The organism is Arthrobacter sp. E70, assembly GCF_058266945.1.
Genome location: NZ_JBYQFR010000004.1, coordinates 107082 through 129821, shown reverse-complemented (window position 1 = coordinate 129821; position 22740 = coordinate 107082). Strand labels below are relative to the sequence as shown.

The 22740-nt window shown below is 63.7% G+C and carries 25 protein-coding genes; 17 read left to right on the top strand and 8 right to left on the bottom strand.

Translation table 11 applies throughout. The features are described 5' to 3' along the window. Positions 1-1575, bottom strand: coding sequence for an ABC transporter substrate-binding protein (locus AC3IMC_RS06230; RefSeq protein WP_490917528.1), 1575 nt, complete (start codon positions 1573-1575; stop codon positions 1-3). Between the two features lie 194 nt (positions 1576-1769). Here AC3IMC_RS06230 and pdxA point away from each other — a divergent pair, with 194 nt between their 5' ends. The 4 genes from pdxA to AC3IMC_RS06210 all read left to right on the top strand — a co-directional run bounded on the left by pdxA (position 1770) and on the right by AC3IMC_RS06210 (position 6453). Continuing rightward, positions 1770-4142: a 4-hydroxythreonine-4-phosphate dehydrogenase PdxA gene (gene pdxA / locus AC3IMC_RS06225; protein WP_490917527.1), complete on the top strand. Its 2373-nt coding sequence runs from the start codon at positions 1770-1772 to the stop codon at positions 4140-4142. A gap of 75 nt (positions 4143-4217) precedes the next feature. After that, positions 4218-4991 carry a DeoR/GlpR family DNA-binding transcription regulator gene (locus AC3IMC_RS06220; RefSeq protein ID WP_490917526.1) on the top strand — a complete coding sequence of 258 codons (774 nt, stop codon included), beginning with the start codon at positions 4218-4220 and terminating at the stop codon, positions 4989-4991. Positions 4992-5388: 397 nt separating this feature from the next. After that, positions 5389-5784, top strand: coding sequence for an excalibur calcium-binding domain-containing protein (locus AC3IMC_RS06215; protein ID WP_490917525.1), 396 nt, complete (start codon positions 5389-5391; stop codon positions 5782-5784). Positions 5785-5925: 141 nt separating this feature from the next. Then, a complete protein-coding gene (locus AC3IMC_RS06210) occupies positions 5926-6453 on the top strand; it encodes a class F sortase (RefSeq protein ID WP_490917524.1) in 528 nt (175 codons plus the stop codon). Between the two features lie 170 nt (positions 6454-6623). On the opposite strand, the gene AC3IMC_RS06205 is transcribed toward AC3IMC_RS06210, so the two are convergent. Both AC3IMC_RS06205 and AC3IMC_RS06200 read right to left on the bottom strand, forming a co-directional pair. After that, on the bottom strand, positions 6624-7514 hold the full coding sequence (locus tag AC3IMC_RS06205; protein WP_490917523.1) for an SDR family oxidoreductase: 891 nt from the start codon (positions 7512-7514) through the stop codon (positions 6624-6626). Continuing rightward, entirely contained in the window at positions 7511-7960 is a 450-nt protein-coding gene (locus AC3IMC_RS06200; RefSeq protein ID WP_490917522.1) for a nuclear transport factor 2 family protein, read from the bottom strand. Before AC3IMC_RS06200 ends, AC3IMC_RS06205 begins: the two co-directional genes overlap by 4 nt. Positions 7961-8058: 98 nt before the next feature. Here AC3IMC_RS06200 and AC3IMC_RS06195 point away from each other — a divergent pair, with 98 nt between their 5' ends. Together AC3IMC_RS06195 and AC3IMC_RS06190 are read left to right on the top strand one after the other, a co-directional pair. Then, complete coding sequence (locus tag AC3IMC_RS06195) at positions 8059-8721, top strand: TetR/AcrR family transcriptional regulator (RefSeq protein ID WP_490917521.1); 663 nt, start codon at positions 8059-8061, stop codon at positions 8719-8721. A 172-nt stretch (positions 8722-8893) separates the two neighbouring features. After that, the gene (locus AC3IMC_RS06190) at positions 8894-9196 is read left to right on the top strand and encodes a YciI-like protein (protein WP_490917520.1); all 303 of its coding nucleotides are present in this window, start codon (positions 8894-8896) and stop codon (positions 9194-9196) included. Positions 9197-9247: 51 nt separating this feature from the next. Here AC3IMC_RS06190 and AC3IMC_RS06185 read toward each other — a convergent pair whose 3' ends face one another. The 3 genes from AC3IMC_RS06185 to AC3IMC_RS06175 all read right to left on the bottom strand — a co-directional run bounded on the left by AC3IMC_RS06185 (position 9248) and on the right by AC3IMC_RS06175 (position 10975). After that, positions 9248-9748, bottom strand: coding sequence for an SRPBCC family protein (locus tag AC3IMC_RS06185; RefSeq protein ID WP_490917519.1), 501 nt, complete (start codon positions 9746-9748; stop codon positions 9248-9250). 37 nt (positions 9749-9785) lie between these two features. Continuing rightward, positions 9786-10523 (bottom strand): mycothiol-dependent nitroreductase Rv2466c family protein, encoded by a 738-nt coding sequence (locus tag AC3IMC_RS06180; protein WP_490917518.1) that lies wholly within the window; start codon positions 10521-10523, stop codon positions 9786-9788. A gap of 62 nt (positions 10524-10585) precedes the next feature. Beyond that, positions 10586-10975: an IclR family transcriptional regulator gene (locus tag AC3IMC_RS06175; RefSeq protein WP_490917517.1), complete on the bottom strand. Its 390-nt coding sequence runs from the start codon at positions 10973-10975 to the stop codon at positions 10586-10588. Between the two features lie 295 nt (positions 10976-11270). Between AC3IMC_RS06175 and AC3IMC_RS06170 the strand changes: the two genes are divergently transcribed. Both AC3IMC_RS06170 and AC3IMC_RS06165 read left to right on the top strand, forming a co-directional pair. Further along, positions 11271-11576: a hypothetical protein gene (locus AC3IMC_RS06170; RefSeq protein ID WP_142031125.1), complete on the top strand. Its 306-nt coding sequence runs from the start codon at positions 11271-11273 to the stop codon at positions 11574-11576. A gap of 105 nt (positions 11577-11681) precedes the next feature. After that, positions 11682-11930: a hypothetical protein gene (locus AC3IMC_RS06165; RefSeq protein WP_490917516.1), complete on the top strand. Its 249-nt coding sequence runs from the start codon at positions 11682-11684 to the stop codon at positions 11928-11930. Here the strand turns inward: AC3IMC_RS06165 and AC3IMC_RS06160 are convergent. Together AC3IMC_RS06160 and AC3IMC_RS06155 are read right to left on the bottom strand one after the other, a co-directional pair. Beyond that, positions 11927-12265 (bottom strand): DUF8189 domain-containing protein, encoded by a 339-nt coding sequence (locus AC3IMC_RS06160; RefSeq protein WP_490917515.1) that lies wholly within the window; start codon positions 12263-12265, stop codon positions 11927-11929. The two genes, AC3IMC_RS06165 and AC3IMC_RS06160, sit on opposite strands and share 4 nt — an antisense overlap. A gap of 97 nt (positions 12266-12362) precedes the next feature. Then, complete coding sequence (locus AC3IMC_RS06155; protein WP_490917514.1) at positions 12363-12659, bottom strand: hypothetical protein; 297 nt, start codon at positions 12657-12659, stop codon at positions 12363-12365. A gap of 194 nt (positions 12660-12853) precedes the next feature. On the opposite strand from AC3IMC_RS06155, the gene AC3IMC_RS06150 reads away from it, so the two are divergent. The 9 genes from AC3IMC_RS06150 to AC3IMC_RS06110 all read left to right on the top strand — a co-directional run bounded on the left by AC3IMC_RS06150 (position 12854) and on the right by AC3IMC_RS06110 (position 22720). Further along, positions 12854-13912 (top strand): LacI family DNA-binding transcriptional regulator, encoded by a 1059-nt coding sequence (locus AC3IMC_RS06150; RefSeq protein ID WP_490917513.1) that lies wholly within the window; start codon positions 12854-12856, stop codon positions 13910-13912. A 120-nt stretch (positions 13913-14032) separates the two neighbouring features. Then, positions 14033-14521 carry a hypothetical protein gene (locus tag AC3IMC_RS06145; RefSeq protein WP_490917512.1) on the top strand — a complete coding sequence of 163 codons (489 nt, stop codon included), beginning with the start codon at positions 14033-14035 and terminating at the stop codon, positions 14519-14521. Between the two features lie 108 nt (positions 14522-14629). Then, positions 14630-15784, top strand: a complete 1155-nt coding sequence (locus AC3IMC_RS06140) for a substrate-binding domain-containing protein (protein WP_490917511.1) — start codon at positions 14630-14632, stop codon at positions 15782-15784. Between the two features lie 47 nt (positions 15785-15831). Then, positions 15832-16713 (top strand): alpha/beta fold hydrolase, encoded by an 882-nt coding sequence (locus tag AC3IMC_RS06135; RefSeq protein WP_461855532.1) that lies wholly within the window; start codon positions 15832-15834, stop codon positions 16711-16713. Positions 16714-16878: 165 nt separating this feature from the next. Further along, positions 16879-18039, top strand: coding sequence for a substrate-binding domain-containing protein (locus AC3IMC_RS06130; RefSeq protein ID WP_490917510.1), 1161 nt, complete (start codon positions 16879-16881; stop codon positions 18037-18039). Position 18040: 1 nt separating this feature from the next. Further along, positions 18041-19660, top strand: a complete 1620-nt coding sequence (locus AC3IMC_RS06125) for a sugar ABC transporter ATP-binding protein (RefSeq protein ID WP_490917509.1) — start codon at positions 18041-18043, stop codon at positions 19658-19660. Continuing rightward, positions 19641-20615 (top strand): ABC transporter permease, encoded by a 975-nt coding sequence (locus AC3IMC_RS06120; RefSeq protein WP_490917508.1) that lies wholly within the window; start codon positions 19641-19643, stop codon positions 20613-20615. The genes AC3IMC_RS06125 and AC3IMC_RS06120 overlap by 20 nt, the downstream gene beginning before the upstream one ends. 26 nt (positions 20616-20641) lie before the next feature. Continuing rightward, entirely contained in the window at positions 20642-21775 is a 1134-nt protein-coding gene (locus tag AC3IMC_RS06115; RefSeq protein WP_490917507.1) for a glycoside hydrolase 5 family protein, read from the top strand. Positions 21776-21901: 126 nt separating this feature from the next. Beyond that, a complete protein-coding gene (locus AC3IMC_RS06110) occupies positions 21902-22720 on the top strand; it encodes a sugar phosphate isomerase/epimerase family protein (RefSeq protein WP_490917506.1) in 819 nt (272 codons plus the stop codon). The last annotated feature ends 20 nt before the right edge of the window (positions 22721-22740 follow it).

The window sequence follows — 22740 nt, the reverse complement described above, 5'->3', positions numbered from 1 at the left end:
TTAGGCCTCCAGCCGGACATCAACGAGGGGGTAGGAGTTGGTGGGTGCCAGGTTGATGTTGGACACCCGCTCCCGGTGGGCGAGGACGGACTTGGGGACGAATGCCCAGGCGCAGGGCCAGGTGTCCCACACGGCCTGCTGGGCGTCGTTGAGCAACTGCGTCCTGCGGGCCGGGTCCGCTTCGGCGGAGGCGGCCTGGATCTTGGCGGTGACCTCGGGGATCACGTAGCCCTGGTAGGTGTCGCGGGTGGCTTCCTTTTCGGGGGTGCCGGCGTACATGCCCTGGAGCATGGTGATGGCCAGGCCGGTGGGGCTGGGGTAGCCGTTGGCCAGCAGGTCCCAGTCCCCCTGTTTGCCCTGGCGCCAGGCCATGATGTTGCCGCCGGGTTCGAACTGCTGCAGTTCGGCCTTCACGCCGATCTTGCCGAACATTTCCACCAGGGCTTCCATCACGGAGGTGTCTGAGGCGAACTCGCCGGTTTCCCAGATGATCTTCAGGGTGAGGTCCTTGACGCCGAGTTCGGCCAGGGTGGCCTTGGCCTTCTCGGGGTCGTACACGTATTCGCCGGTCTTGTGGTAGCCGGTGAGGCTGGACGGGGTGACGCCTTCGGCCTGGGTGACCGAGTCCACCAGGACATCCTTCACCAGGGAGTGCCCGTCGATGGCCATGCTGAGGGCCTGGCGGACGCGGGGGTCGGCGATGGGATGTCCGCCGGGCTTGCGGAAGTTGAAGAAGATCTGGTTGAGGCGCAGGCTGGACGCTTCCTGGAGCTTGACGCCGGGAAGGCCGGCCAACTGTTCGCGGGAGTCCGGGGTGATGGAGTCGATAACGTCCACCTCGCCGCTGCGCAGGGCAATGACGCGGCTGGATTCCTCGGGGAGGAACCGGACCTCCACGTTCTCGATCGCCGGGGCGGGGCCCCAGTAGTTCTTGTTGCGTTCCAGGCTGTAGGTGCCGGCGCCGCGGTTGTACTTGGTGACCACATAGGGGCCGGTGCCCAGGCCTTCCTGCAGTTCCTCCGGCTTGTTCTGCGCGGCCGGGGTGATCAGGATCATGCTCATGAGCGAGTCCAGGATGGGGACGGGCTTCTTGGTGACCATCGTGAAGGTGCGGTCATCCACGGGGACAACCTCGGGGAATTCGGGGAAGAAGCCGGCCACGAAGGAGCCCTGCACGGCCTTGTACATCTTCAGGGCGGTGGCCACGTCCTCGATCTTGACGGGGCTGTTGTCCGAGTAGCGGATGCCCTCGCGCAGGCGCACGGTCCATTCGGTGGGGCCGGTCATCTCGAAGCGTTCGGCCAGGACCAGGACGGGCTTGGTTTGGGGGCCGATGGCGGTGAGGCCCTGACGGACGGAGCGCTGCACGGTGACGGCGGCGTCGAACTGGTTGAGCTTGTTGTCCAGGCTGACCAACGAGCGGTTGAGGGCCAGGGTCAGGGTGCTGGGTCCGGGGAGGCCGGTGGGGCCTGCGCAGCCGGCGAGGCTGCCGGTGCCCAGCAGAAACCCGGCGGCCGCGCCGAACTGCAGCAGGCGGCGGCGGGAAATCTCACTTCCTTGAGGAAGAACGGTCATCGTTGACCTCTCGGTAGGTTGGGGGGGACGGCTGCTGGCCGGAAGGGGCTGCGCCGAATGTTGTGTCCATCACTTTGCCACCCCTGCGCGATTTGCGCAACCCCTCTAGCGTGAAACGCGCAAACGTGTCATGATGATGGGGAGCTTCCCGCTGCGTGGCGGGATCCCAGCCGACTACGGACGAGAGGAGCAGCGTGGCTTCCGTATTTGTGCAGGCCGACGATTTCTCCGGCGCCGCCGAGGTTGGCTACTGCTTTGTGGAACGTGGACTGACCGCGCAGGTCCTCCTGGGCGCGGGTACTACGTCGGTAACGCACGACGGCGGCACCTCCTTGGGAGGGCCTGTCGCCGATGTAGTGGTCGCCGATACGCACTCCCGCGGGCTGTCCGGGTCATCCGCCGAGGCGCTGGTGAAGGACGCCTTCTCCGGTCCTGAGGCGTCGGGCGCGCAGGTGCTGTTCAAGAAGATGGACTCCCTGTGGCGCGGCAACATCCGGAGCGAGGTTTCCGCGCTGACCAGCCGTGGTTTCCATGCTGTGGTGGCGGGGGCGCTCCCCCAACTGCGGCGTTCCGTAGTGGACGGCCGGCCCTTGGTTGCCGGCACTCCCCTGGCGGAAACGGAGCTGTGGCAGGCCGAGCTTTCGGCCCCGCCGGCTGACATTCCGTCGCTGCTGCGCCCGGCTGATCCGGCCTTGGTGCAGACCCTGGACCTGGCCATGGTCCGGTCCGGGTCGCTGACCAGCACGCTGGCCGGGCTGCTGAACTCCAACCAGCCGCAGCTCGTGGTCACGGACGGCGAAACCGTTCAGGATCTGGAGCACGTGGTGGACGCCCTGCTGGACCTAAACTTCTCCGCCGGCGGCCGCCGCATCGTGCTGGTGGGCACCGGCGGGGCGGCCGATGTCCTCGCCCAACGGCTGGCGACACAAGGTGCGCGAAATGCGCAAAGTGTGGCAGCGGCGGACGCAACCACCGCGGAGCCGCAGGAAACCGCCCGGCCGGTGCTCGCCGTCGTCGGCTCCGCCTCCACGACCGCGCAGGCGCAGCTGGCCCGGCTTGAGACCCAGGGCTTCACGGTGGTCCGGCTGCACCCGCTGTATGCCGGCGCCAAGGACGCCTATGCTTCCCAATTGGCCCAGGTCCGGCAGGAATTGCAGGCCGGCGCCAACGTTGCCGTCACCCTGGCTGCCGCGAAGGTGGACCCGGCGAAGGCGGCAGGCATCGTCCGGGCCCTGTCCGCCTTCGCGGCCGAGGCAGCCAAGGCGACCGCGGCTGACCTGATCCTCACCGGCGGTGAGACGGCCCGGGAAGTCCTGGACGCCGTCGGCCGCTCCAGCCTGGTGCCGCTCGCGGCGGTGCAGCACGGGGCCGTGCTGAGCCGCGCCGACGACGGAACGCTGGTGGGCACCAAGCCCGGCAGCTTCGGCGACGACCTGGCCCTGACCCAGCTTTACGACGCAATCCGGGAGCGCCGCGGCCAGCCCACGAACAATCCCGCCAACACCCTTCCCCGCACGACTTCCCAAGAACCTGGAGCAACCATGACTGAAGAAACCAAGAACCAGCCCCTCCCCTACGTGGCCGTGACCATGGGCGACGGCGCCGGCATCGGCCCGGAGGTAATCGTCCCGGCGGTGCTGGATGCGGGCATCCTGGCCGAGTGCCGGCCCGTGGTGGTGGGCGACGCGCTCCGCCTGCGCCAGGCGGCGAAGATCGTGGGCGTCGAGGCGGACATCGAGGTGATCGAGGACGTGGAGGACGCGGTCTTCACGCCGGGCCGGGTGAACGTGATCGACCTGAACCTGCTTCCGGAGGATCTGCCGTGGGGCGAGCTCTCCCCCGTGGCCGGGCACGCCGCCTACGAGTACATCCGGGTGGCCAGCGAGCTGGCGATGGCCGGGAAGGTGCAGGCCATCTGCACCGCGCCGCTGAACAAGGAGGCGCTGCACGCCGCCGGGCACATCTACCCCGGGCACACCGAGCTGCTGGCGCACCTGACGGGCACGGAGGAAGTGTCCATGATGCTCTCCACGCCCAAGATCCGGGTGATCCACGTGACCACGCACATCGGGCTGATGGATGCGATCCGCAAGATCAACCCGGACCTGGTGGAGCGCACCATCCGCCGCGGCCACGAGGCGCTGGTCCGGGCGGGCATCCCCAACCCGAAGATCGGCGTGTGCGCCATCAACCCGCACGCGGGCGAGAACGGCCTGTTCGGCCAGGGCGAGGAAGCGGAGAAGATCGAGCCGGGCGTGAAGGCGGCGCAGGCGGACGGGATCAACGCGGTGGGCCCGCTGCCGGCGGACACCCTGTTCTTCCTGGCCGGCCGCGGCGATTACGACCTGGTGGTGGCCATGTACCACGACCAGGGGCACGGGCCGGTGAAGGTGCTGGGCATCGAGGCCGGCGTGAACATCACGGTGGGCCTGCCGGTGATCCGCACGTCCGTGGACCACGGCACCGCGTTCGACATCGCCGGGAAGAACATCGCCGATTCCCGGTCCATGGTGGAGGCGCTGCACCAGGCGGCGGAGATGGCCACCCGGCCGGCCGTGGCCGTGTAACGCGCGGATTCAGTGGGGGCCGGAACTAGCATGGGTAGCACTGCCACCGCCATGCCCACGGGAAGGAGACCGGGAATGCTCAGCGCAAACGCGCGGCGCGAGGAGATCTACCACCTTGCCGTGACCAGCGGACTGGCCTCCGTGGAGGAGCTCTCGGCCAAGTTCGAGGTGACCGCGTCCACCATCCGCCGCGACCTGGCGCTGCTGAATTCCCAGGGCCGGCTGGCCCGGACCTATGGCGGGGCGATGGCGCTGGGCGCGCACCCGGAGGCGTCGCTGCGGCAGCGCACGGGCGAGGCGTTCGAGCAGAAGCACGCGATCGCCCGCTGGGCAGTTTCGGTGATCCAGCCCGGGGAGAACATCCTGCTCGACGCCGGTTCAACAGCGGGTGCGCTGGCGCACGAGCTGCGGGGGTTTGATCGGTTGTCTGTCACGACGCCGGGGATCAACACCCTGCAGGAGCTGGCCGATTCGGAGGGCATCGAGGTGGACTGCCTGGGCGGCCGGCTCCGGGGCGTGTCGCAGAGTTTCGTGGGGCCGCTGGCTGAGGCGGCGCTGGAGCGGATGAGCTTTGACAGGGTGTTCCTGGGCGCCGACGCCGTCACCGCCGAGGACGGCATCTGCGAGGCGGACCACGCCCAGACCCGGCTGAAAGAGCTCATGGCCCGGCGGGGGCGTTTGGTTTACGTCCTGGCCGACTCCTCGAAGCTCGGCCTGCGGCCCTTCCACGCGTGGGCGCGCCTGGCGTTGCCCTGGACTTTGGTGACGGACGACGGCGCCGACCCCGCCCAGGTGCAGAAGTTCCGGGACGCGGGGGTCCACGTTGAGGTGGCGGAGGTTGGCGGGTAGGCCGCATCACGCCGGCGAACGGCAAATAGTTTAAAAGGCGCTTCTCCTTGAGCGCCAAGTCCGTCTTCCCCGGTCGAATAAACAACCCGGGGCGCCTGAACTTCGAAGGTTTACGAGATTTCATTTGGTGCCCCCAACCAACGGCTAAGTGTTCGAACACTACAAACTGGGCGTTGAAGCTGGCCTCCCCGCTATCACATTCGCCACTGACGTCGGCGCGCCTTCATATTCGCATTTCAGATGTCACATTTGGTTTAGATTTTTGAGCGTTGATATAACTTGCATGGCAAAAGCCAATTAGAGGCAGGCCAAGCTGGTTATGGGGGTGCCAGACCTGTCATTCCCCGTGCCTTCGCGGCCGACTCTTTACCTATGGATAAAAGAAAAAATGGGGACAATGAAGAAGAGCCTTTCAATCCTGGCAGTAGCGGCAGTGGCTGGACTTTCAGCACTGACGGCAACCCCTGCCAGCGCTGTAGTCGGCACAGCATTTGCTAACTGCACTGAAGCAGCAGCTGCGGGCCAGTACAACATTCCTGCCAGCTCGCCGAACTACGCTCCGAACCTCGACAGGGACAAGGACGGCATTGGATGCGAACAGGGTGGCGAGGGGTCAGCGGTAGCCCAGGCTCCAGTGCAGGGACAGGCCCAGGTAGCAAAGAAGCCTATTGGTGCCGCCCCGACGGGTGTCGAGCAGAAGACCGACAACGGTATGGGCCTCCTGGCGCTGGCTGGTCTGGCTTCGGCCGCTGCAGCCGGGACAGTCGTGGTACGCCGCCGAATCGCGAGCTAGCCGCAGGGTTCCAGGACCTGATTGAAAATGATTAGCTCCACAAGCGCCCGCCGCAGATACCGCTGTGTGTCTGCGGCGGTCGCCCTGCTCCTGCTATCAGGCTGCGCATCCAGCGCTGGTTCGACCGAAGCCGTAAACGCCGTGAGCACCGTTGCGGCCCCGGCTTCCCCTGTACAAGCATCACCACCGCCAACCGCTGCAAAAGACGTTTTGCCTGCTTCCGTCCCCATATCTATTGACTTTCCATCCTTGGCTAAGCAGTCCAAATTGATCAGCTTGGGCCTGCGTTCCGATGGAACGCTGGAAGTACCACCGGGCGAGCCCGGAGCTCCGGCAGCATGGTTCAACGGGTCGCCGAGCCCAGGTGAACGTGGGCCCGCCGTTATCTACGGACACGTTAACGCTACGGATGGCGGTGCAGGTGTCTTCGCTAAGCTTCGCCTCCTCAAGAAGGGTGATCTAGTCAGGATCAAGCGCGATGACGGCTCTTCGGCCGAATTTAAGATTGATTACGGAGAGCAGTATGCAAAGACTGATTTCCCGACGGAGAAGGTATACGGCAACACCGCGGGATCTGAACTGCGGCTTATCACCTGCGACGGTTATGACACGAAAACAGGTGAATTCGACGACAATTACGTGGTTTACGCGCAGCTCGTTCTGAAATAACGACCTCGAGCAGAGTGAGGTGCCGCATAAGTGCGGCACCTCACTTTGTCTAATCAGACGGACGACGGCGCCGACCCCGCCCAGGTGCAGAAGTTCCGGGAGGCGGGGGTCACGGTTGAGGTGGCGGCGGTTGGCGGGTAAGCCGCATCACGTCGCGCTTTTGACCATCCCTATGCCGAAGATCCCGGGACGACCGACGCCTCAAGGACCTGCTGCAGCTCGGTGATCGGGATGTCGGGAAACTCGGCTCGCCCGGGACCAAAGTCGAAAGCGACAGCTCCGGATTCTTCCCAGACCCCGGCCCCTGCCACGCGGGCAAGGAACGGTGAGAACGGCCGGGCAGCCACGGACAGCAGCCGCAAGGCAGCGGCCGGGATCCGTTGGACCGAGCCATGGCCCACCCGGGCAAGCACAGCCTCCGCCAGCTGGTTTCCGGTGAGGGTCTGCGAGCCCCATTCGATGACGCGGTTCCGCAGTGCCGGGTCGCGGACGGCGCGGAGCACCACGGAGGCCGCGTCCTGGACCGATGTAAAAGTCACCGGGGCGGATCCGGAGCCGAAGACAGGTATCTTGCCTTTCGACGCGAACGGGGCCGTCAAGTTCTCGAGCCGCTGTTCCAGGAGTGCCCCTATCCGGATCACGGTCCAGTCCATGCCGGACAAGCGGACCGCTTCCTCGGCCGCGGCCTTGCAGCGCAGGTATTCAATGGGCCCGTCGGGCGCTGCGCCATGCATGGACATCATCACCACGTGCTGTACTCCGTCGGCTGCCGCAGCGCGGACCAGCCGGATGGCGCCGTCGCGGTCCACCTCGCGCGGGCCGGAGTCCTTGAGTCCGAACCCCGAGGCCGCGAACACCACCGCAGTGCAGCCTTCCACCGCTCTCCGGCAGTCCGGTTCGGACCCGAGGTCCCCGCGGAATAGTTCGACGCCGTCGCCCACCGCCGTGGCGAAGGGCTGGGAAGCGCCGCGGGCCATGACGCGGACCCGGTGGCCGGCCTGCACCAGCAGCGGAACCACGGCGCGGCCAAGGCGGCCCGTGCCGCCGACGACGAGGATCATGACCGGTCACCCCCGGCTGCCCCATAGGCGGCCTCGTGGACGGCCTGGTTTACGTCGCCGGAGTCCTGGTCCAGGGGTTCAAGGTAGAACTGGGCTGCTGCGATTTTGTCGTCGCGGACGGTGAGGATGGACACCCCTGCGGCGCGCTGCACGGATCCGTCCGGCCGGGTGCCGCGGTTGCTCCATTCCATCCAGACTTTGCCGTCCGGGCCGGTTGCCGCGTCGTGGACGGTGAGGGTGAGGTCCGGCAGGCCGGCGAACAGTGCCGTCCAGTTCTTCCGGACCTGGGCGGACCCGGTGAAGCTGCGGGCCGGGTGCACGGGAGTGGTGTTCCGGTAGTCCTCGGCGAACTCGGACACCATGGCCTCAAGGTCATGGCGGTTGGCCGCGGCTAGCATGCGCCGGACCGGGCCTTCGGGGACGCGCTCGATTCCTGAAGCGTCCATGATCTGCTCCTTAGTTTCCGTCGCGGGAGGCGGAGAGGCTGGTACGCTGAATTTGATACAGTTAGCTGTATTAAACTGATACAAGGAGTTTAAGCCCGATGGGACAGGCGGTCAACGGCACCCAGCCTCGCCCCCGCAGCTATGACTCGCGGCGCCGGCAGGAGGCGGCCGAGGAGTCCAGGAAGCGGGTGCTCGCCCAAGCCCGGGCGCTGTTCCTGGCCAACGGCTACGGCCGGACCACCATCGCCGCCATTGCGAGCGCGGCCGCTGTTTCCAAAGAGCTGGTGTACAAGGCGTTCGGCGGCAAGCCCGGGCTCGTCCGTGCCATTTACGAGCAGAGCCTGCTGGGAGCCGGGGGCACCCCGGCGGAGGAGCGGTCGGACCGCGCGCAGGACACGGTCACGGACCCCCGCGAACTCATGGAGCAGTTCGGCCGGTTCATTTCCGAGGTCAGCCCGCTGGGCTCGCCCATCTACCTCCTCATCAGGGATGCCGCGGCAGGCGGGGACCATGACATGGCCGCACTCCTGCGCGACGTGGACGGCGAACGGTATCAGCGGATGCTGCACAATGCGCGCCACGTGCTCGGGCGGGGATTCCTGCGGCCAGGCCTGACGCCGGAGGAGGTGGCCGATGTGTTCTTCATGAGCACCTCTGCCGAGCTCTACGAGACCCTCGTCCTCAAGCGCGGCTGGAGCGCCGATCGCTTCGGGCGCTTCACGGCGCGGACGATGGCCGCCCACCTCCTGCCGGAGGGCTGACCAGGCACGGCTGACGCAGCCAGGGGAAAAGGACGACGGCGCCGACCCGGGCAGGTGCAGAAGTTCCGCGACGCGGGGGTACAGGTTGGGGTGGCTTCGGTTTCTGGCTAAGTCCTGCCGGGTAGGCTGTTTCTACAACGAAGGAAACCCTCAATGAAACGGACGGATCCCCATGCATGCCGTGCTCGAGTACACCTACGAAGACAACTACCTCGAAACCCGCGAAAAGTACCGCGCAGACCACCTCAAGGCGGGGTGGGAAGCAGTCGAACGCGGCGAGCTCCTGCTGGGCGGGGCCATTGGCGAGGGACCGTTCAAAGGCCTGCTGATCTTCACCGGCGAGAACCCGCTCGAAGCTGCACAGGCTTTCGCGGCTGCAGACCCCTATGTGACCGCCGGCGTCGTGACGTCGTGGACCGCCCGCCCCTGGACAACCGTTTTAGGAGAAGAAGCGGCCACGCCCGTCCGCCCCTAGGCATAACCCCTCACCGGGCAGGACCGGGTCCGTGATGCAGCAGTTCCAGTCCTAGGACCGGACCTCCTGCTGCGCGGCGACGGACTCCGCGATCTCCTTGATCGCGGCGAGCGTCACCGGGATGCCGTGGAGCGCCTGCTGGGTTCGGTCAGCGATCTGTTCCGGGGCCTGGTCACCGAACTTCTCCTCGAACATGGCGATCCCGTCCGGAAGGAATTCCCACGACTCGGTGAGTATCGTCCCGGCCTCAGCCGGAGCGATGGTGAAGCTCCAGCGGACGAACTTGCCGCCCACCACCCAGGCAAACTCGCGGCCTCGCTCGGCGGCCACCACCTGCGACCGGGTCTCCCAGGTCCGGTGGGGCAGCTCGTTGCGTCCGGTGAACCAGGCACCGACCTGGCCGGCGCTGTTCTCGTCGTCCCACCAGCACGATGTACAGACCGGGCTCCACTCGCCGGTCCGGGTGATGTCGGAGACCAAGTCGTAGACCGTCTCGGCCGATGCCTGGACCGTAACGGACTCCTGGTATGTGCGGGTGCTGCTCTGGTTCATGGGTCCATCCTTACTGGGGTCACTTCTTAACTGGGGGTCACTTCTTCTGCCGCCGGCTGCCGCCGTGCCAGTCCTCCTGCCGGCCGACGGTACCGGCGGTGACTCCGAGGGCGGGCAGCTGCGGCTGCTCACGCAGGCTTCGCTTCAGTTCGGCGAATCCAGGGAAGCGTGAGAGGCCCACCACGTGGTCCCACAGCTCGCCCGCCGACTCTTCGTCCGGAAGCCGGCTGATCACCGGTCCGAAGAAGGCCACCCCGGCGGGCGGCTCGAAATGGATGATGGGCGTGCCCACATCCTTGCCCGTCAGCCCCAGCGCCTCATCCGTCTCCTGCCGGATCTCCCGGTCCCAGGACTCGTCGTCCAGGCCTTCCGCCAGCTGCAGGGGCAGGCCGGCCTCCGCGAGGATGGGCTCCACAAACCCGCGCGTCCCGCGCCGCTCACGCACCGCGAGCTCGGTGGGCAGGTTGTCGGTGCCCGGGGCAGCTTCGAAGATGTGAGTCCCGAATGCCTCATACAGCCGCGCAACCGACTCGCGACCATGCTCTGAACGGGTCCTTGCCGCCACGCGCAGAAGCCGGAGCCCGGCCGTGTGTCCGGCCTCGTATTCAGGCGGGAAATGGGCGTCATAGTCGACCGCGGCGTTAATCTGACGCAAGGAAATGAAGCGCCAGTCCACGGTGTACCCGCGCTGCGCCTGCACCATGCGCACCCACTTGCTGGTCATCCACGCAAAGGGACAGACCGGGTCGAAGTAGAAGTTGATGTCGGCATTCATCCGTCCACCTTTACACCGGTTGCGGATGCACGCCTAATCGATTCCGGACGACTCCTGCGCGTTTACCCGGCGGCTTGGCTGCTGTCGTACCCCAGTGCACGGCTGGCCTCCAGCCCCGCCCGGGCTACCACCGGCCCCAGCCGCTCAACATCTGCGGGCCCGATCCGCTGGGTAGGGAACCCCAGGCCAATGGCGCATGCAAGCCGTCCCGCGTGGTCGAAGACCGGCGCGCTGATGGAGCCCACGTCCTTGCTGCGCTCCCCGAAGGCTGCGAAATACCCCTGTTCGCGGGCAACGGCAGCCTGCTCCCGCAGCGTCTCCAGGGACACCGGCGTATCGGGCGTGAAGCCCTCGAGCCCCTGCTCGTCCAAGGCATCCCAAGCGCCCGGGTCGAAGGCCAGGAATACCTTGCCGGGGGCGCCGGCGTGCAGCGGCATGACCATGCCCACCATGAAACGGTTCCCCTTGACTGCTAAGCATGCTTAGCTTTAGGGTCGTTAATGGAAGTGCAACACAGATGTTCAACCGCGGGCCTTCCCAAGGCCTAATGCCCATCTCGACTGCAGCGACATTTGGGCGCCGATCCGGTTGAACCGCCTTCCCCCGCCGAACCGGCGGATGCCAGAAGAAGCAACCACAGAGACGCCCGTCCCCTGCGCCATGCATCAGCGCGGCATTCAGCAGCCCAAGAGCTACTAATGGACTGCCGGATAGGGGTACGAGGGCCGATATCAAGGGAGCGAAACTATGTCAGTTCTTAAGAAAGCCACCGTCGCAGCCGCTGGAAGCCTGTTCCTGATGGGCGCCGTTGCCGGACCTTCACAGGCGGCAAACAACAACACATTGAATGATGGCCTCGTGAGTGTCACTGTCGGCGACATCACCGTCGAGGATGCTGTTGACGTGAATGTGGCCGCCAGTGTCGCAGCAAATCTCTGCGATGTCGCGGACATCGGCTCGATCGCGGTTCTCGGCGAAGCAGTGGATGCCACCGGCAACGCGGTAACCGTCTGCGATGCCGCGACCGGTCCAGTTCGCATTATCAACAACTAGTCGGCGCGGGCGATGAGGAACGAGTCACAGCACACATAGCTGTCTTTCCTCTTTCCGATCCCACGAAGAGCCCTGGCCACCGGCCGGGGCTCTTTCGCGAGACCCGTGAGCCATATGCGTATCGGCGTCGGCAAGGGCGCCGCCGTGCCCCTGGAGATCAGGGGCGACGGCGGCAGCACCTTGCTTGCCACGCTCAACAAACAGCCGGGCCGGCTCCCCCGGCCGGACGAGTGCCAGATCAGCCTCAGCCAGGTTGGCCCCAGCCGGGCGAAGCTGCTGGACCTGCGCCGTCGGACCCGGTCCTGGTGCCGTCCCAGTACGTCCGGCGACGGAACGGACTGGCCCGCGTTCTAGCTGACCGACACAGGGAACCAACTGGCCCAGCCTGCCCCTTTGTCCCACCAGCAGCTGATGGCCTTTCCGTCTGCGCCGACTGCGAAGACATCCATGTGATCGCTGATGCGGGAGATGGCTGTGACCGTGCTTCCCGGCGAGGCGGTTCCTCCGGAGATCACGAACCAGGGCGCCCAGCCGGATGTATCGTGCCACCAGGTGCTGTAGATGTTGTTGTCTGTCCCCACCTTGAAGAGGTCCAGGTGGTTCCAGGACCTTGCAAGGAATCCCGGATGCGAATTGGCTGTGATCGACATCTTTCCCCAATTGTCGTGAGGTCCATGATCGAGCGGCACCCGTTCAGAGCGACAGTGCCTTAAGTCCCGCCGTTGGCGGAGTCCAAGTGGAAACAGTCCAGCAGCGACCGAAGCATCAAACGGCAACTGGTGAGGCTCAGCCCGAGGCGACCGATCCCACCGAGGCGAGGCCCGCCGTCGTGCCTTCAAAAAAGGTCAGCAGCGTCTCCACCAGGTGCGGGGCGAAGTCCTCCTCCAGCGAGAGGACCACGCGGCACCGCGCCCCCTTCACCTCCGGGTACCCCGCGTACAGGCCGCGGTAGGACTCGCATGTCGTCGAGCGGCGCCGTAGGACTTTCCGGACGTCCGTCCCAGCACACGCGACGCGTACCTTAGGGCAGTCCATTTCGCCTGCGACCACCCCTAAATGGCCGTCCTGGAAGACGTGGAACACCTTACAGAGCATGCGCAGCCGGTGGCGGCGGTGATGCGAACGTCAGCCTTTTGCTGCTCGCTTTTGTGCTCATTTCTGATGGTTCAGATACCAATCATCGCGGCTTGCAGTCCGTGAGTCGGTAGGCTTGGCTACGCAGCCAGCCTTCCCATGTGGATCGATGGCCAGAGAGGAGAGGGTCTGTGGCAGGAGTAGTGAGGCAACAAGACGGCGAGGCAAGACCGTCTAGGTCATCTTCGCCCCGCAAGCCGAAAATCACCGATGTTGCACGGCTTGCAGGCGTCTCCTACGGGACCGTGTCGCGGGTACTTAACGATGCGCCGGATGTCAATGCGGGAACCCGTGAACGCGTGCTGCAAGTCATCAAAGACGTCGGGTATCGCCGCAACCGGGCAGCTACCACCTTGGTGACCAGCCGATCGACGTCGATTGGCATTCTTACGGACGGCTCGCCGCGATTCGGACCGGTGGGCACACTGATGGCCCTCGAGAACACCGCCCGGAAGAAGGGTTACTCCACTACCGTCGTGACAGTCGAGGAGCCCTACGAGGATTCCGTGCAGAAGGCACTCGACACCTTGGATGACATCGGCGTGGACGGGATCATCGTCATTGCGCCGATCGTGTCAATGGCCTCGGCGGTCTGGAGCGCCTCCGTCCGGGTTCCGGTCGAAATGATCGCTGCTGGGGCCTCGTCGACACCAAATGTCTTCACTTACTCCGGAAACCAGGAGCTGGGGGCACGATTGGCAACCGAGCATCTTATCGAACTTGGTCACACCGACATCGCTCATCTGGCAGGCTCCATGGACTGGTTTGATGGGCGAGTCCGCAAGCGGGGTTGGGAGGCGGCTCTACGGGACGCGGGCCTACTCCCCGGACTGTGTCTTGAGGGCGACTGGAGCCCGAAATGGGCCTATGAGACAGGCTTGCGGCTGGTTCAGGAGGGCAACGTGCCCCAAGCTATTGTCGCCGCCAGCGATCACACTGCCCTGGGGGTAATCCGCGCCTTTGCTGAAAAAGGTGTGCGTGTCCCTGAGGACGTGAGCATCGTTGGATTCGACGATATCGAGGGATCGGACTACTTCCTGCCTCCGCTGACGACCGTCCGGCAGGATTTCAGCGCTCTCGCGGACGCGAGCATCGAAGTTCTGCTGGGCGCAATCGACGGCCGCGTGGTCGATCGCGCTCCAAGCCCGCCGACACTCGTGGTCAGGATGAGTTCCGCCCCTGCCGTTAAGCAGCGCAGCTAACTTCTGACTTCTTGAAACATTTCGCGGTGTGACCCTTGACACCCTCTTCGTAAACGTTCACGATAGTTACACCGTAAACGATCACGGTACAGAACCTCGATGAAGAGGAAGGAGCGCGAAATGACTGAAAACATCCTGCAGGTCCTCGCGCTCCGCTCCGACGTCGAACTCCGCAACCCGGGCGCAGAGCATTGGGCGCACGTCGAAGAACTACTCACCGAGACGGGCTGCACAAGCGAAGACGTCGCGCTTGGCATCCAGGTCTTCATCCCCCGACGCTCCACGGCAGTCGTCGGCGTCTTCGAGGCCGACGCCCTGTGGGCAAGCCTGGTTGTCTCTGTTGGCTCCTCAGGCACGCCCGTGTCGATGACGACCGTGGACAGCAGCGCGGTTGAGCTGCAGGGGGACATGGGCACAGTAGCTGGCGAGGCGGTGGAGTGGGTCAAAACCCACTACGGACCGTGCTCTCTGGGCCTCTTCCTGGACCGATTCCATGCTGACGCCGTCTTACGCGCCTCTGACAAGGCTGCCGCAATCCGCACGGCAGCAGCCACCGGCGGGCTCGTCCTGTCGCCGGTGCCACCTGCTCTGGCGACTGCCCTCGCCTGAGCCGTTTTCACCCATTCACCCAATACCCCCCAACACCACCTCCTAAAGCCGTATCCAAAAACGGGCACCATCCGGGGTCAACGTCGACCAACTGAAGGGAAATAACAAATGAGAAGGTCAGCAACAGTCTTGACCGTTGCCTTCGCCACGATGGCATCACTGCTGGCAGGGTGTGCCTCCGAGACCGGGAGTGCGCCCAATGGCGCTGAGAATCCGCTGGCCCAGGTAAAAGCAGAAAACCTGGTGCCCAAAAACATCGTCGGCCTCGGTCCTAACGGCGTAAAGTCGGGGATTCTTGACGACATCAAGCTCACCGCCGACGAAGTCAACCAAGCCAAGCAGAAGAAGTTCAGGGTCGGCATCGTCATGCAGACCATGAACATCGAGTGGTCCACCGAGCAGGTCCGCGCCATCACGGACCGGCTTAAAACATATGACGCAGAGGTCATAGGGGTTGCCGATCCGAACTTCGACGTTCAAAAGCAAGTGTCCAGCATCGAGAACATGATCCAGCTGAAGCCGGACGCAATCATCAGCATCCCTGTGGACGACACAGCGACGGCCGAGGCCTATCGCAAGATCGGCGCTGCCGGCATCAAGCTCATCATGATGGACAATGTCCCCACTGGCCTTCAGTACCCGAAGGACTATCAGGGCATGGTCTCCTCGGATAACCAGGGCAACGGCGCTGTTTGTGCGGAGGCGTTGGCCAAGTACATCCCCCAGGGCGGAACGGTGGGAGTGCTCGACTTCGGCGTTGATTTCTTTGTGACGAAGGAACGCATGAAGGGCTTCGTTGACTGGATGAAGCAGAACCGCCCGGACATCAAGATCAAGGTTGCCGAGTTCCTCGATCCGGCTAATTCCGGCAAGGACGCCGGCAACTTCCTTACCGCCAACCCGGATGTCCAGGGAATGTTCACCGAGTGGGAAGTCCCGGCAGTGGGAATTGACCAGGCGCTGCGCGCTCAGGGCAAGACGATGCCGATCACCGCGGTCAACATAGCCTCTGATGTGGCTGCCGACCTTGCCAGCGGCGGGAACATCAAAGCTCTCGGCGCCCAGGTTCCTTACGACCAGGGGCTCGCCGAGGCCGACATGGCAGTAAAGGTCCTTCTGGGCGGCACCGCTCCCAACTGGCTTGCTTTCCCGGCTGTGCCGGTTCTGCAGAACAACGTCCTCGACGCCTGGAAGCAGGTCTACCACCAGGATCCCCCCAGCCAGCTCACCGAAATCTGCAAGTCAACCGACGGCTGCTCGTAATCCCACCGCCAATCAGAAAAACCCGAAAGAACAAGGAGCTAAAGATCATGGAAATCATTCAGGACCACAACGGAGTACCTGCCAAGCACGGACGCGCTTTCGTCAATGGAGTCAGGCTTCACTACTCCATCGCGGGCGAAGGTGAACCTCTGTTCCTGCTGCATGGCGTGCCGAAGACCTCCTATCACTGGCGCCGGGTGATCCCACTGCTCACCCCCTACTACACCGTCATCGCGCCGGACCTCCGGGGCCTGGGCGACTCGGAACACCCACAGGGCGGCTTCGATATGAAGAACATGGCCGAAGACATCGCCCAGCTCGCTACACACCTGGGATATGAGACTTTCTATCTCGTCGGAGAAGACTGGGGAGCCTCCACGGCCTATCAGGTAGCCGCCCAGTACCCCCAGCGGGTAAAGAAGCTCGTTTACCAGGAGATGATCCTCCCCGGTTTTGGACTCGAAGACTACTCATTCCTGACCAAAGAAAATGTCAGCACCTACGTCTGGCTTTGGCACATCAATTTCTACAACGTGCCGGATTTCCCAGAGCTGCTGATTACCGGCAAGGAACGGGAGTACTTCAACTACTTCATCAAGCATGAAACGCACAACCCGCAGGCCATCACCCCGGACGCCTTGGATGAGTATGTTCGCTGCTACTCCTCGCCGGGGGGCCTGCGCAGCATGTTTGCCATCTACCGGGCGACACTCGAGGACGCCGAGCAGAACTTTGAGGCGGCAAAAACCAAACTCACCATGCCGGTCCTGGCTGTGGGAAGTGAGTACTTCATCGGGGCGGACAACGAGCGGCAGATGCGCGAAGTTGCTGAGGACGTACGTGGCGTCATCCTGCCGTGGGGCCACCAGTTGGCAGAAGAGGACCCAGAGGCTCTCGCAGAGGCCTACCTTCAGTTCTTCAAGGAGTAACAACACCACACCTGCGCGGGGCAGCCGCCCGGCTGCCCCGCGCACACCCGGGATCCAGACAACGATGCCCTGCCAACCGGCGACCTCTTTCCCCTTAACCCACCCCATATCCCTCAGGCTGAAGTCCGCCCACCGGCTTCCCTGGCCATCAGAAGGACCACTGTAATGACACGCAGTAAGACGCTTTACGCCACGGCCGCGTTGGTCGCCGCGGTCGCCATCTCGCTGTCCGGATGTTCCAGCGACGTCGTCAGCAGCACGACATCCAAAGACGCCGTCACAGTCGATGCCGCGTCCGTCTCACCCACAGGAATCGTTGGCAAGGGCAAGAACGGGGAGGAACCGGCCCTTGCCACCACCCTCAAGCTCAGCGACGAAGACAAGAAAAAGGTGGCCGAGGGAAAATTCTCCGTCGGCATCTCCATGAACACCATGGACATCGACTGGTCTCGCCTGACCATCCAAGGTATTCAAAAGACGCTTGGCGAACTCGGCGTTGACGTCGTCGGCGTCACGGATGCAAAGTTCAAGGTCCAGCAGCAGATTGCAGACCTCGAGAACCTGATCACCAAGAAACCGGACCTGATCATCAGTATCCCCACCGATGATGTAGCCACGGCCCAGACCTACAAGAAGGTCGCGGCCGCCGGCATCAAACTCGTCTTCATCCACATGCCTGCTTCCGGGCTCTCGTACCCCACCGATTACCAGGCAGTGATCGCTCCGGACAACCAAGGCAACGGCCAGATTGCCGCTGCCGGCCTGTCGGAATTCATCCCGGAAAACGGTACAGCCGGCATCGTGGACTTTGCTGTTGATTTCTACACGACGAACCAGCGCACACAGCGGGTTAAGGAATGGTTCAAGGAGAACCGGCCTGACGTGAAATTAAAGGAAGTCGGCTTCACGGACACCAACGCCGTCGGGCCCACTGCAGCCAATTTCATGACGGCAAACCCGGACGTCAACGGACTGTTTGTCATCTGGGATTCGCCCGCCATGCAGTCCGTGGGCGCACTCCGAAACGCCGGCGTGAACGTCCCGATCACGACGATCGACCTCGGCACCGAAGTCGCCGTAGAAATGGCCAGCGGCGGCTACATCAAGGCCATTGGTGCGCAGGAACCCTACAACCAGGGAGTCGCCGAGGCGACAGCAGCCGCACATGCCCTGATCGGCAACAAAGTTCCGGCGTGGGTCGCCCTCCCGGCCGTCGCAGTGACGCCAGGAAACCTCTTGGAGAAGTACGAGGAGATTTTCCATGCCGCACCCCCACAGGAAGTCCTCGACGCTTGCGGCTCCTCGGGACTCTGCGGAGGACAGTGACATGGCAAGCATCAGCAAGCAAACAGCAGTAGAAGAAACAGGAATAAACGCCGCTACGGACGCAACGGACGTCGGCAGTGGCGGACAGGTCAGCAGCAGGCCGCTGCTCCACGCCCGTGGCGTCAGCAAGGCATTCAGCGGAGTCTATGCGTTGAAGGACGTCGATTTCGATTTGCGTCCCGGCGAGGTCCACGCCCTGCTGGGCCCCAACGGCGCCGGAAAATCAACGTTGATCAAGATCCTCGATGGCGTCCAGCCCCAAGATGAAGGATCTGTCGAGGTGGACGGGCGCGAACGCGTCCAGTCGGACATCGCGACAGTCTTCCAGGAGCTCAGCCTCGTCCCGTCGCTCTCGGTTGCCCAGAACATCTTTCTGGGCAACGAACTGCACAACGCCTTCGGGATGGTGCAGAAGAAAAAGATGAACGCCGTAGCCAAGGAGCTCATCGACTCGCTGGGGCTGCACCTGCCGCCCGGGGAATTGGTCGAGAACCTCTCGGTCGCCTCCCGACAGCTTGTGGAGATCGCCAAGGCCATCCACCGGGACGCCCGTGTCCTGGTGCTGGATGAGCCGACTTCGACACTGACCAAGGCAGATCAACTGCTGCTGTTCAAGAGCATCCGCGACATCCAGAAGTCAGGCGTGGGTATCATCTACGTCACCCACCGGCTCACGGAGGTCTTCGACCTGGCCGACCGCGTAACCATCATCCGCGACGGCAGGAGAGTGCTGACCGCTGACGTCGCCGATCTGGAGATGAGCTCGCTGGTCCGTGAAATCACTGGCGCTGAACCCCAGGAACCCGGCCCGCCAAAGGAGGCGTTTGACCGGTTCGCCCACCCCGAGCTGCTGGCCAACTCCTCCGGCGGCCCGAAACTCCAGGTAACCGACCTCGCAGGGGACCGATTTTCGGACATCAGCTTTACCGCTGAGGCCGGGCGGATCGTCGGCATCGCCGGCCTTATCGGTACCGGCCGCACCGAGCTCCTGGAAACGATCGGCGGCATGCGCCGCAGCACCGCCGGGGACATCAGGCTCAATGGCCGGACAATCCGTTTCAAGCACCCATGGGAGGCTCTCAGCGCAGGAGTCGCTCTCGTGCCCGAGGACCGGCACCGCTCTGGCCTCGTGATGCAGCACTCTATCCAGCGAAACCTCGCCCTGGCCCACTACAAGTCCCTGCGCAAGGGCGGCCTCGTCGACAACCGGGCCGCCCGGACACTGGTCAAGGGCCTCGTAGAGACCCTGCAGGTAAAGACGAACTCGGTCGACAGCCCGGTCCAGACATTGTCCGGCGGCAACCAGCAGAAAGTCGTCTTCGCCAAATGGCTGCAGCCCGGCATGCACCTCCTGCTTCTGGACGAACCGACCCAAGGCGTGGATGTCCGCGCCCGCCAAGAGATCTACCGGGTCATCCACCGATTTGCCGAAGAAGGAGCAGCCATCATCGTCGCTTCGTCCGACTTCGTCGAACTCCAGGAACTGTGCGATGAGATCTACTTCATGACGTCCACGTCCATGAGCGACCCGGAGAGGGTCACGCCCGACATGACAGATCAGTACATTTATTCAAGACTCAATGAAAGGGTTCGTGAGAGCCATGAGCGCGATCACCAATAGCTTCAGCCTTACCCGGCCGCAATGGGGCAGCCGGTCCCCCTTGGACTTCATCCGCGAATACTTTGTGTACATCGCGCTCGTGGGCCTGGTGCTCTTCTTCTCCATTGCCTCGCCTGTCTTCTTCACCGTCCAGAACTTCGCCAACGTGGGCCGACAGACGGCAATCGTGTCCATCATTGCCGTCGGAGTCACGCTCGTCATTGTCAACGCCCAGATCGACCTCTCGGTTGGCAGCGTGTTCGCCTTGTCCGGTATGGCCTCCGCCCTGGCACTCCAGCACGTATCGAACTTCTGGCTACTCGGTGCTCTGGCTGCCATCGCAGTCGGTGTCGTCTTTGGATTCGTCAATGGCTTCCTGACGGTGAAACTGGGAATTCCCAGTTTCCTGGTCACTTTGGGCATGCTTGGCGTTGCCCGTGGTATCGCTTTGCTTATCACGGACACCCGTCCTGTGCTGATCGCCAACCGGCCCTACTTCAGCATCTTTGGCGATAGCAGCATCCTCGGGGTTCCCATCGCAGTGGTCTGGACCATCGTGATTGTTGGGCTTGGTTTCCTGCTCCTGCACAAGAGTGTCTTTGGGCTTCGGGTCTTCGCCACCGGCGGCAACCCCCAGGCCGCCCGCTTCACCGGCGTCAAGACCCACCGCACCGTGATTCTGTCGTTCGTCATTACCGGCGCCCTCGTCGGCGTGGCCTCCCTCCTGTTCACCGGCATTGCCCACGCAGCCCGCCCGGACGTTGGTGTCGGTCTGGAACTGGACGTCATCGCCGCGGTCATCCTGGGTGGGGTCAGTCTCTTCGGCGGCAAGGGAACTGTCGTTGGAGCCCTTGCCGGATCCCTGATCATCGGCATGATGAACAATGGCTTGGTCCTCATGGGCGTCGATTCCTCAGTGCAGCAAATCATCAAGGGCGCAATCATCATCGCCGCCGTATCCCTCAGCAAGAAATAGCAAAAACCCGCAAAGGAGCGATTGAAATGTCAGCAATTGAAACACCGGAAAACGGCTTCTTCCGGGTAGTCCAAAACATTGACGGCGCATGGAGCTTCGTTGACCCCGAGGGCAAGCCGTTCGTCTCCTTGGCCCTTAATCACATCGATGACACCGACCTTCGATACCCGCACAACGTGGAAATCTTCGAGCGTAAATATGGCTCCCGGGAGTCATGGGCGAAGGGCGTCGTCCGGGACCTCCACGACCTTAACTTCAACACGATCGGCTGGACGTCCCAGTACATCAGCGGCGGCTGGGGCGAGGCCCTGGACTGGTTCGGTGACCCCGTAGACCTCGGCCACTCCCTGCCCTGGCCCGATCAACACCTGCTGGACGCCGGCATGCCCTACGTCGTGCAAATCCGTGTGCAAGAGATCGAGGACTGGAACGGCCACCCTGCCTTCCGGGACGTCTTTGGCGAGGACTTCCAGAAATACGCGGACTGGATCGCCCGACGAATGGTCTCCGACCACAAGAACAGCCAAAATCTTATCGGCTACTTCCTCGTGGACATCCCCGCCTGGCTGCCCCACGCCGCTGGCAGGTTCTGGCCCGGATTCGACGGGCTCACCCAAGAGGAACACGACAAGAAGCTATTCGACGTCGCAACCCAGTACTACAAGACCATCACTGAGGCCATCCGCCGGTATGACCCCAACCACCTGATCCTTGGCGACCGCTACAACGGCAACAAAGGCATCCCGGAAGCGGCCCTGCGCGCGATGATCCCCTTCGTGGACGTCCTCTCCGTCCAGTACTTCACCGGCAAGTCCGACGAGGAGTACAAGACAATGATCGATGACCTTCGCCGCTGGCACGAGCTGACCGGTAAGCCCGTGGTCATCGCTGACATCGGCAACTGGGTACCCACGGACATGAACCCCCACCGGACCAGTGACATGAGCACGCACGCCGAACGCGGCGCGGACTACGCGAACGGGCTCGCCAAGGTGATGGCCGAGCCATGGATCATCGGCTGGCACTGGTGCGGCTATATCGAAAACCTCGGCCGCGGCTGGGGCATCAAGGACCCGCAGGACGAGTTCTATACGGACATGACCGACCAAGTCCGGGAAGCCAACGCCAAAGCGCAGGCTGCAGCCGAACAACGCAAGTAACTGCCTGCCCCTTTCTGGTCCGGCCGGCGGGGCGAAAGGTTTCCGGCCTAGGCACGCCTTGCCGTCCGGACCCCCAATTTCGTAAACGTTCACGTAAAGCCCTTCCTCCCTCTGAAAGGCAGCCCCATGAAACTCGGATACTGCACCATCACCTGGGGCGGCGTCGTTGGCCACCCGGCTGGCGTGACCAGCGTCAAAGACCTCTTCTACCTGACTCACGGGTCGATGGACGGCGCTGTCAGGGACATCGCCGCCGCCGGCTACCAAGGCGTGGAAATGTTCGACGGCAACCTCGCCGAATATAAGGACAAACCGGAACAGCTCCACGGCATTATGGCTGAATCGGGCGTCTCACTTGTCAGCGTCTATACCGGCGCCAACTTCATTTACGCAGACATACTCCCGGACGAGTTGCACCGCATCCAACAGGCCGCCGAGCTCGCCGCGACATTCGGAGCCGAGCGCCTCGTTGTCGGCGGAGGCGCCCGCCGCGCCGCCGGCACCACCGACCAGGACTACCAGCGGCTCGGCAAGGCTCTGGACACCGTCACCGACATCGCCGAGGCAGCAGGGCTGTCCGCCAGCTACCACCCCCATTTGGGAACCATCGTGGAGAACCCGGCCGAGCTGGACCGCATCATGCCGCTCACCAGGATCGGCTTTTGCCCGGACACCGCCCACCTTGCCGCAGGCGGTGCCGACCCAGCAGCCACGATCCGCAAATACCGGGACCGGATCCATCACGTCCACCTCAAAGACCTGCACAAGGAAACCTTGTCCTTCCTGCCCCTGGGGCAGGGCGAGCTGGACTTCCCCGACATCATCCAGGCCATCAAGGAAAGCGGCTACGACAGCTGGCTCATGGTCGAGCTCGACGAGTACGGCGGGGACCCCCGGGCCGCGGCCGAAATCAGCCGCAAGTACCTCGAAGAACTCCTCCCCTAACCCCTCCATTCCGAAAAGGA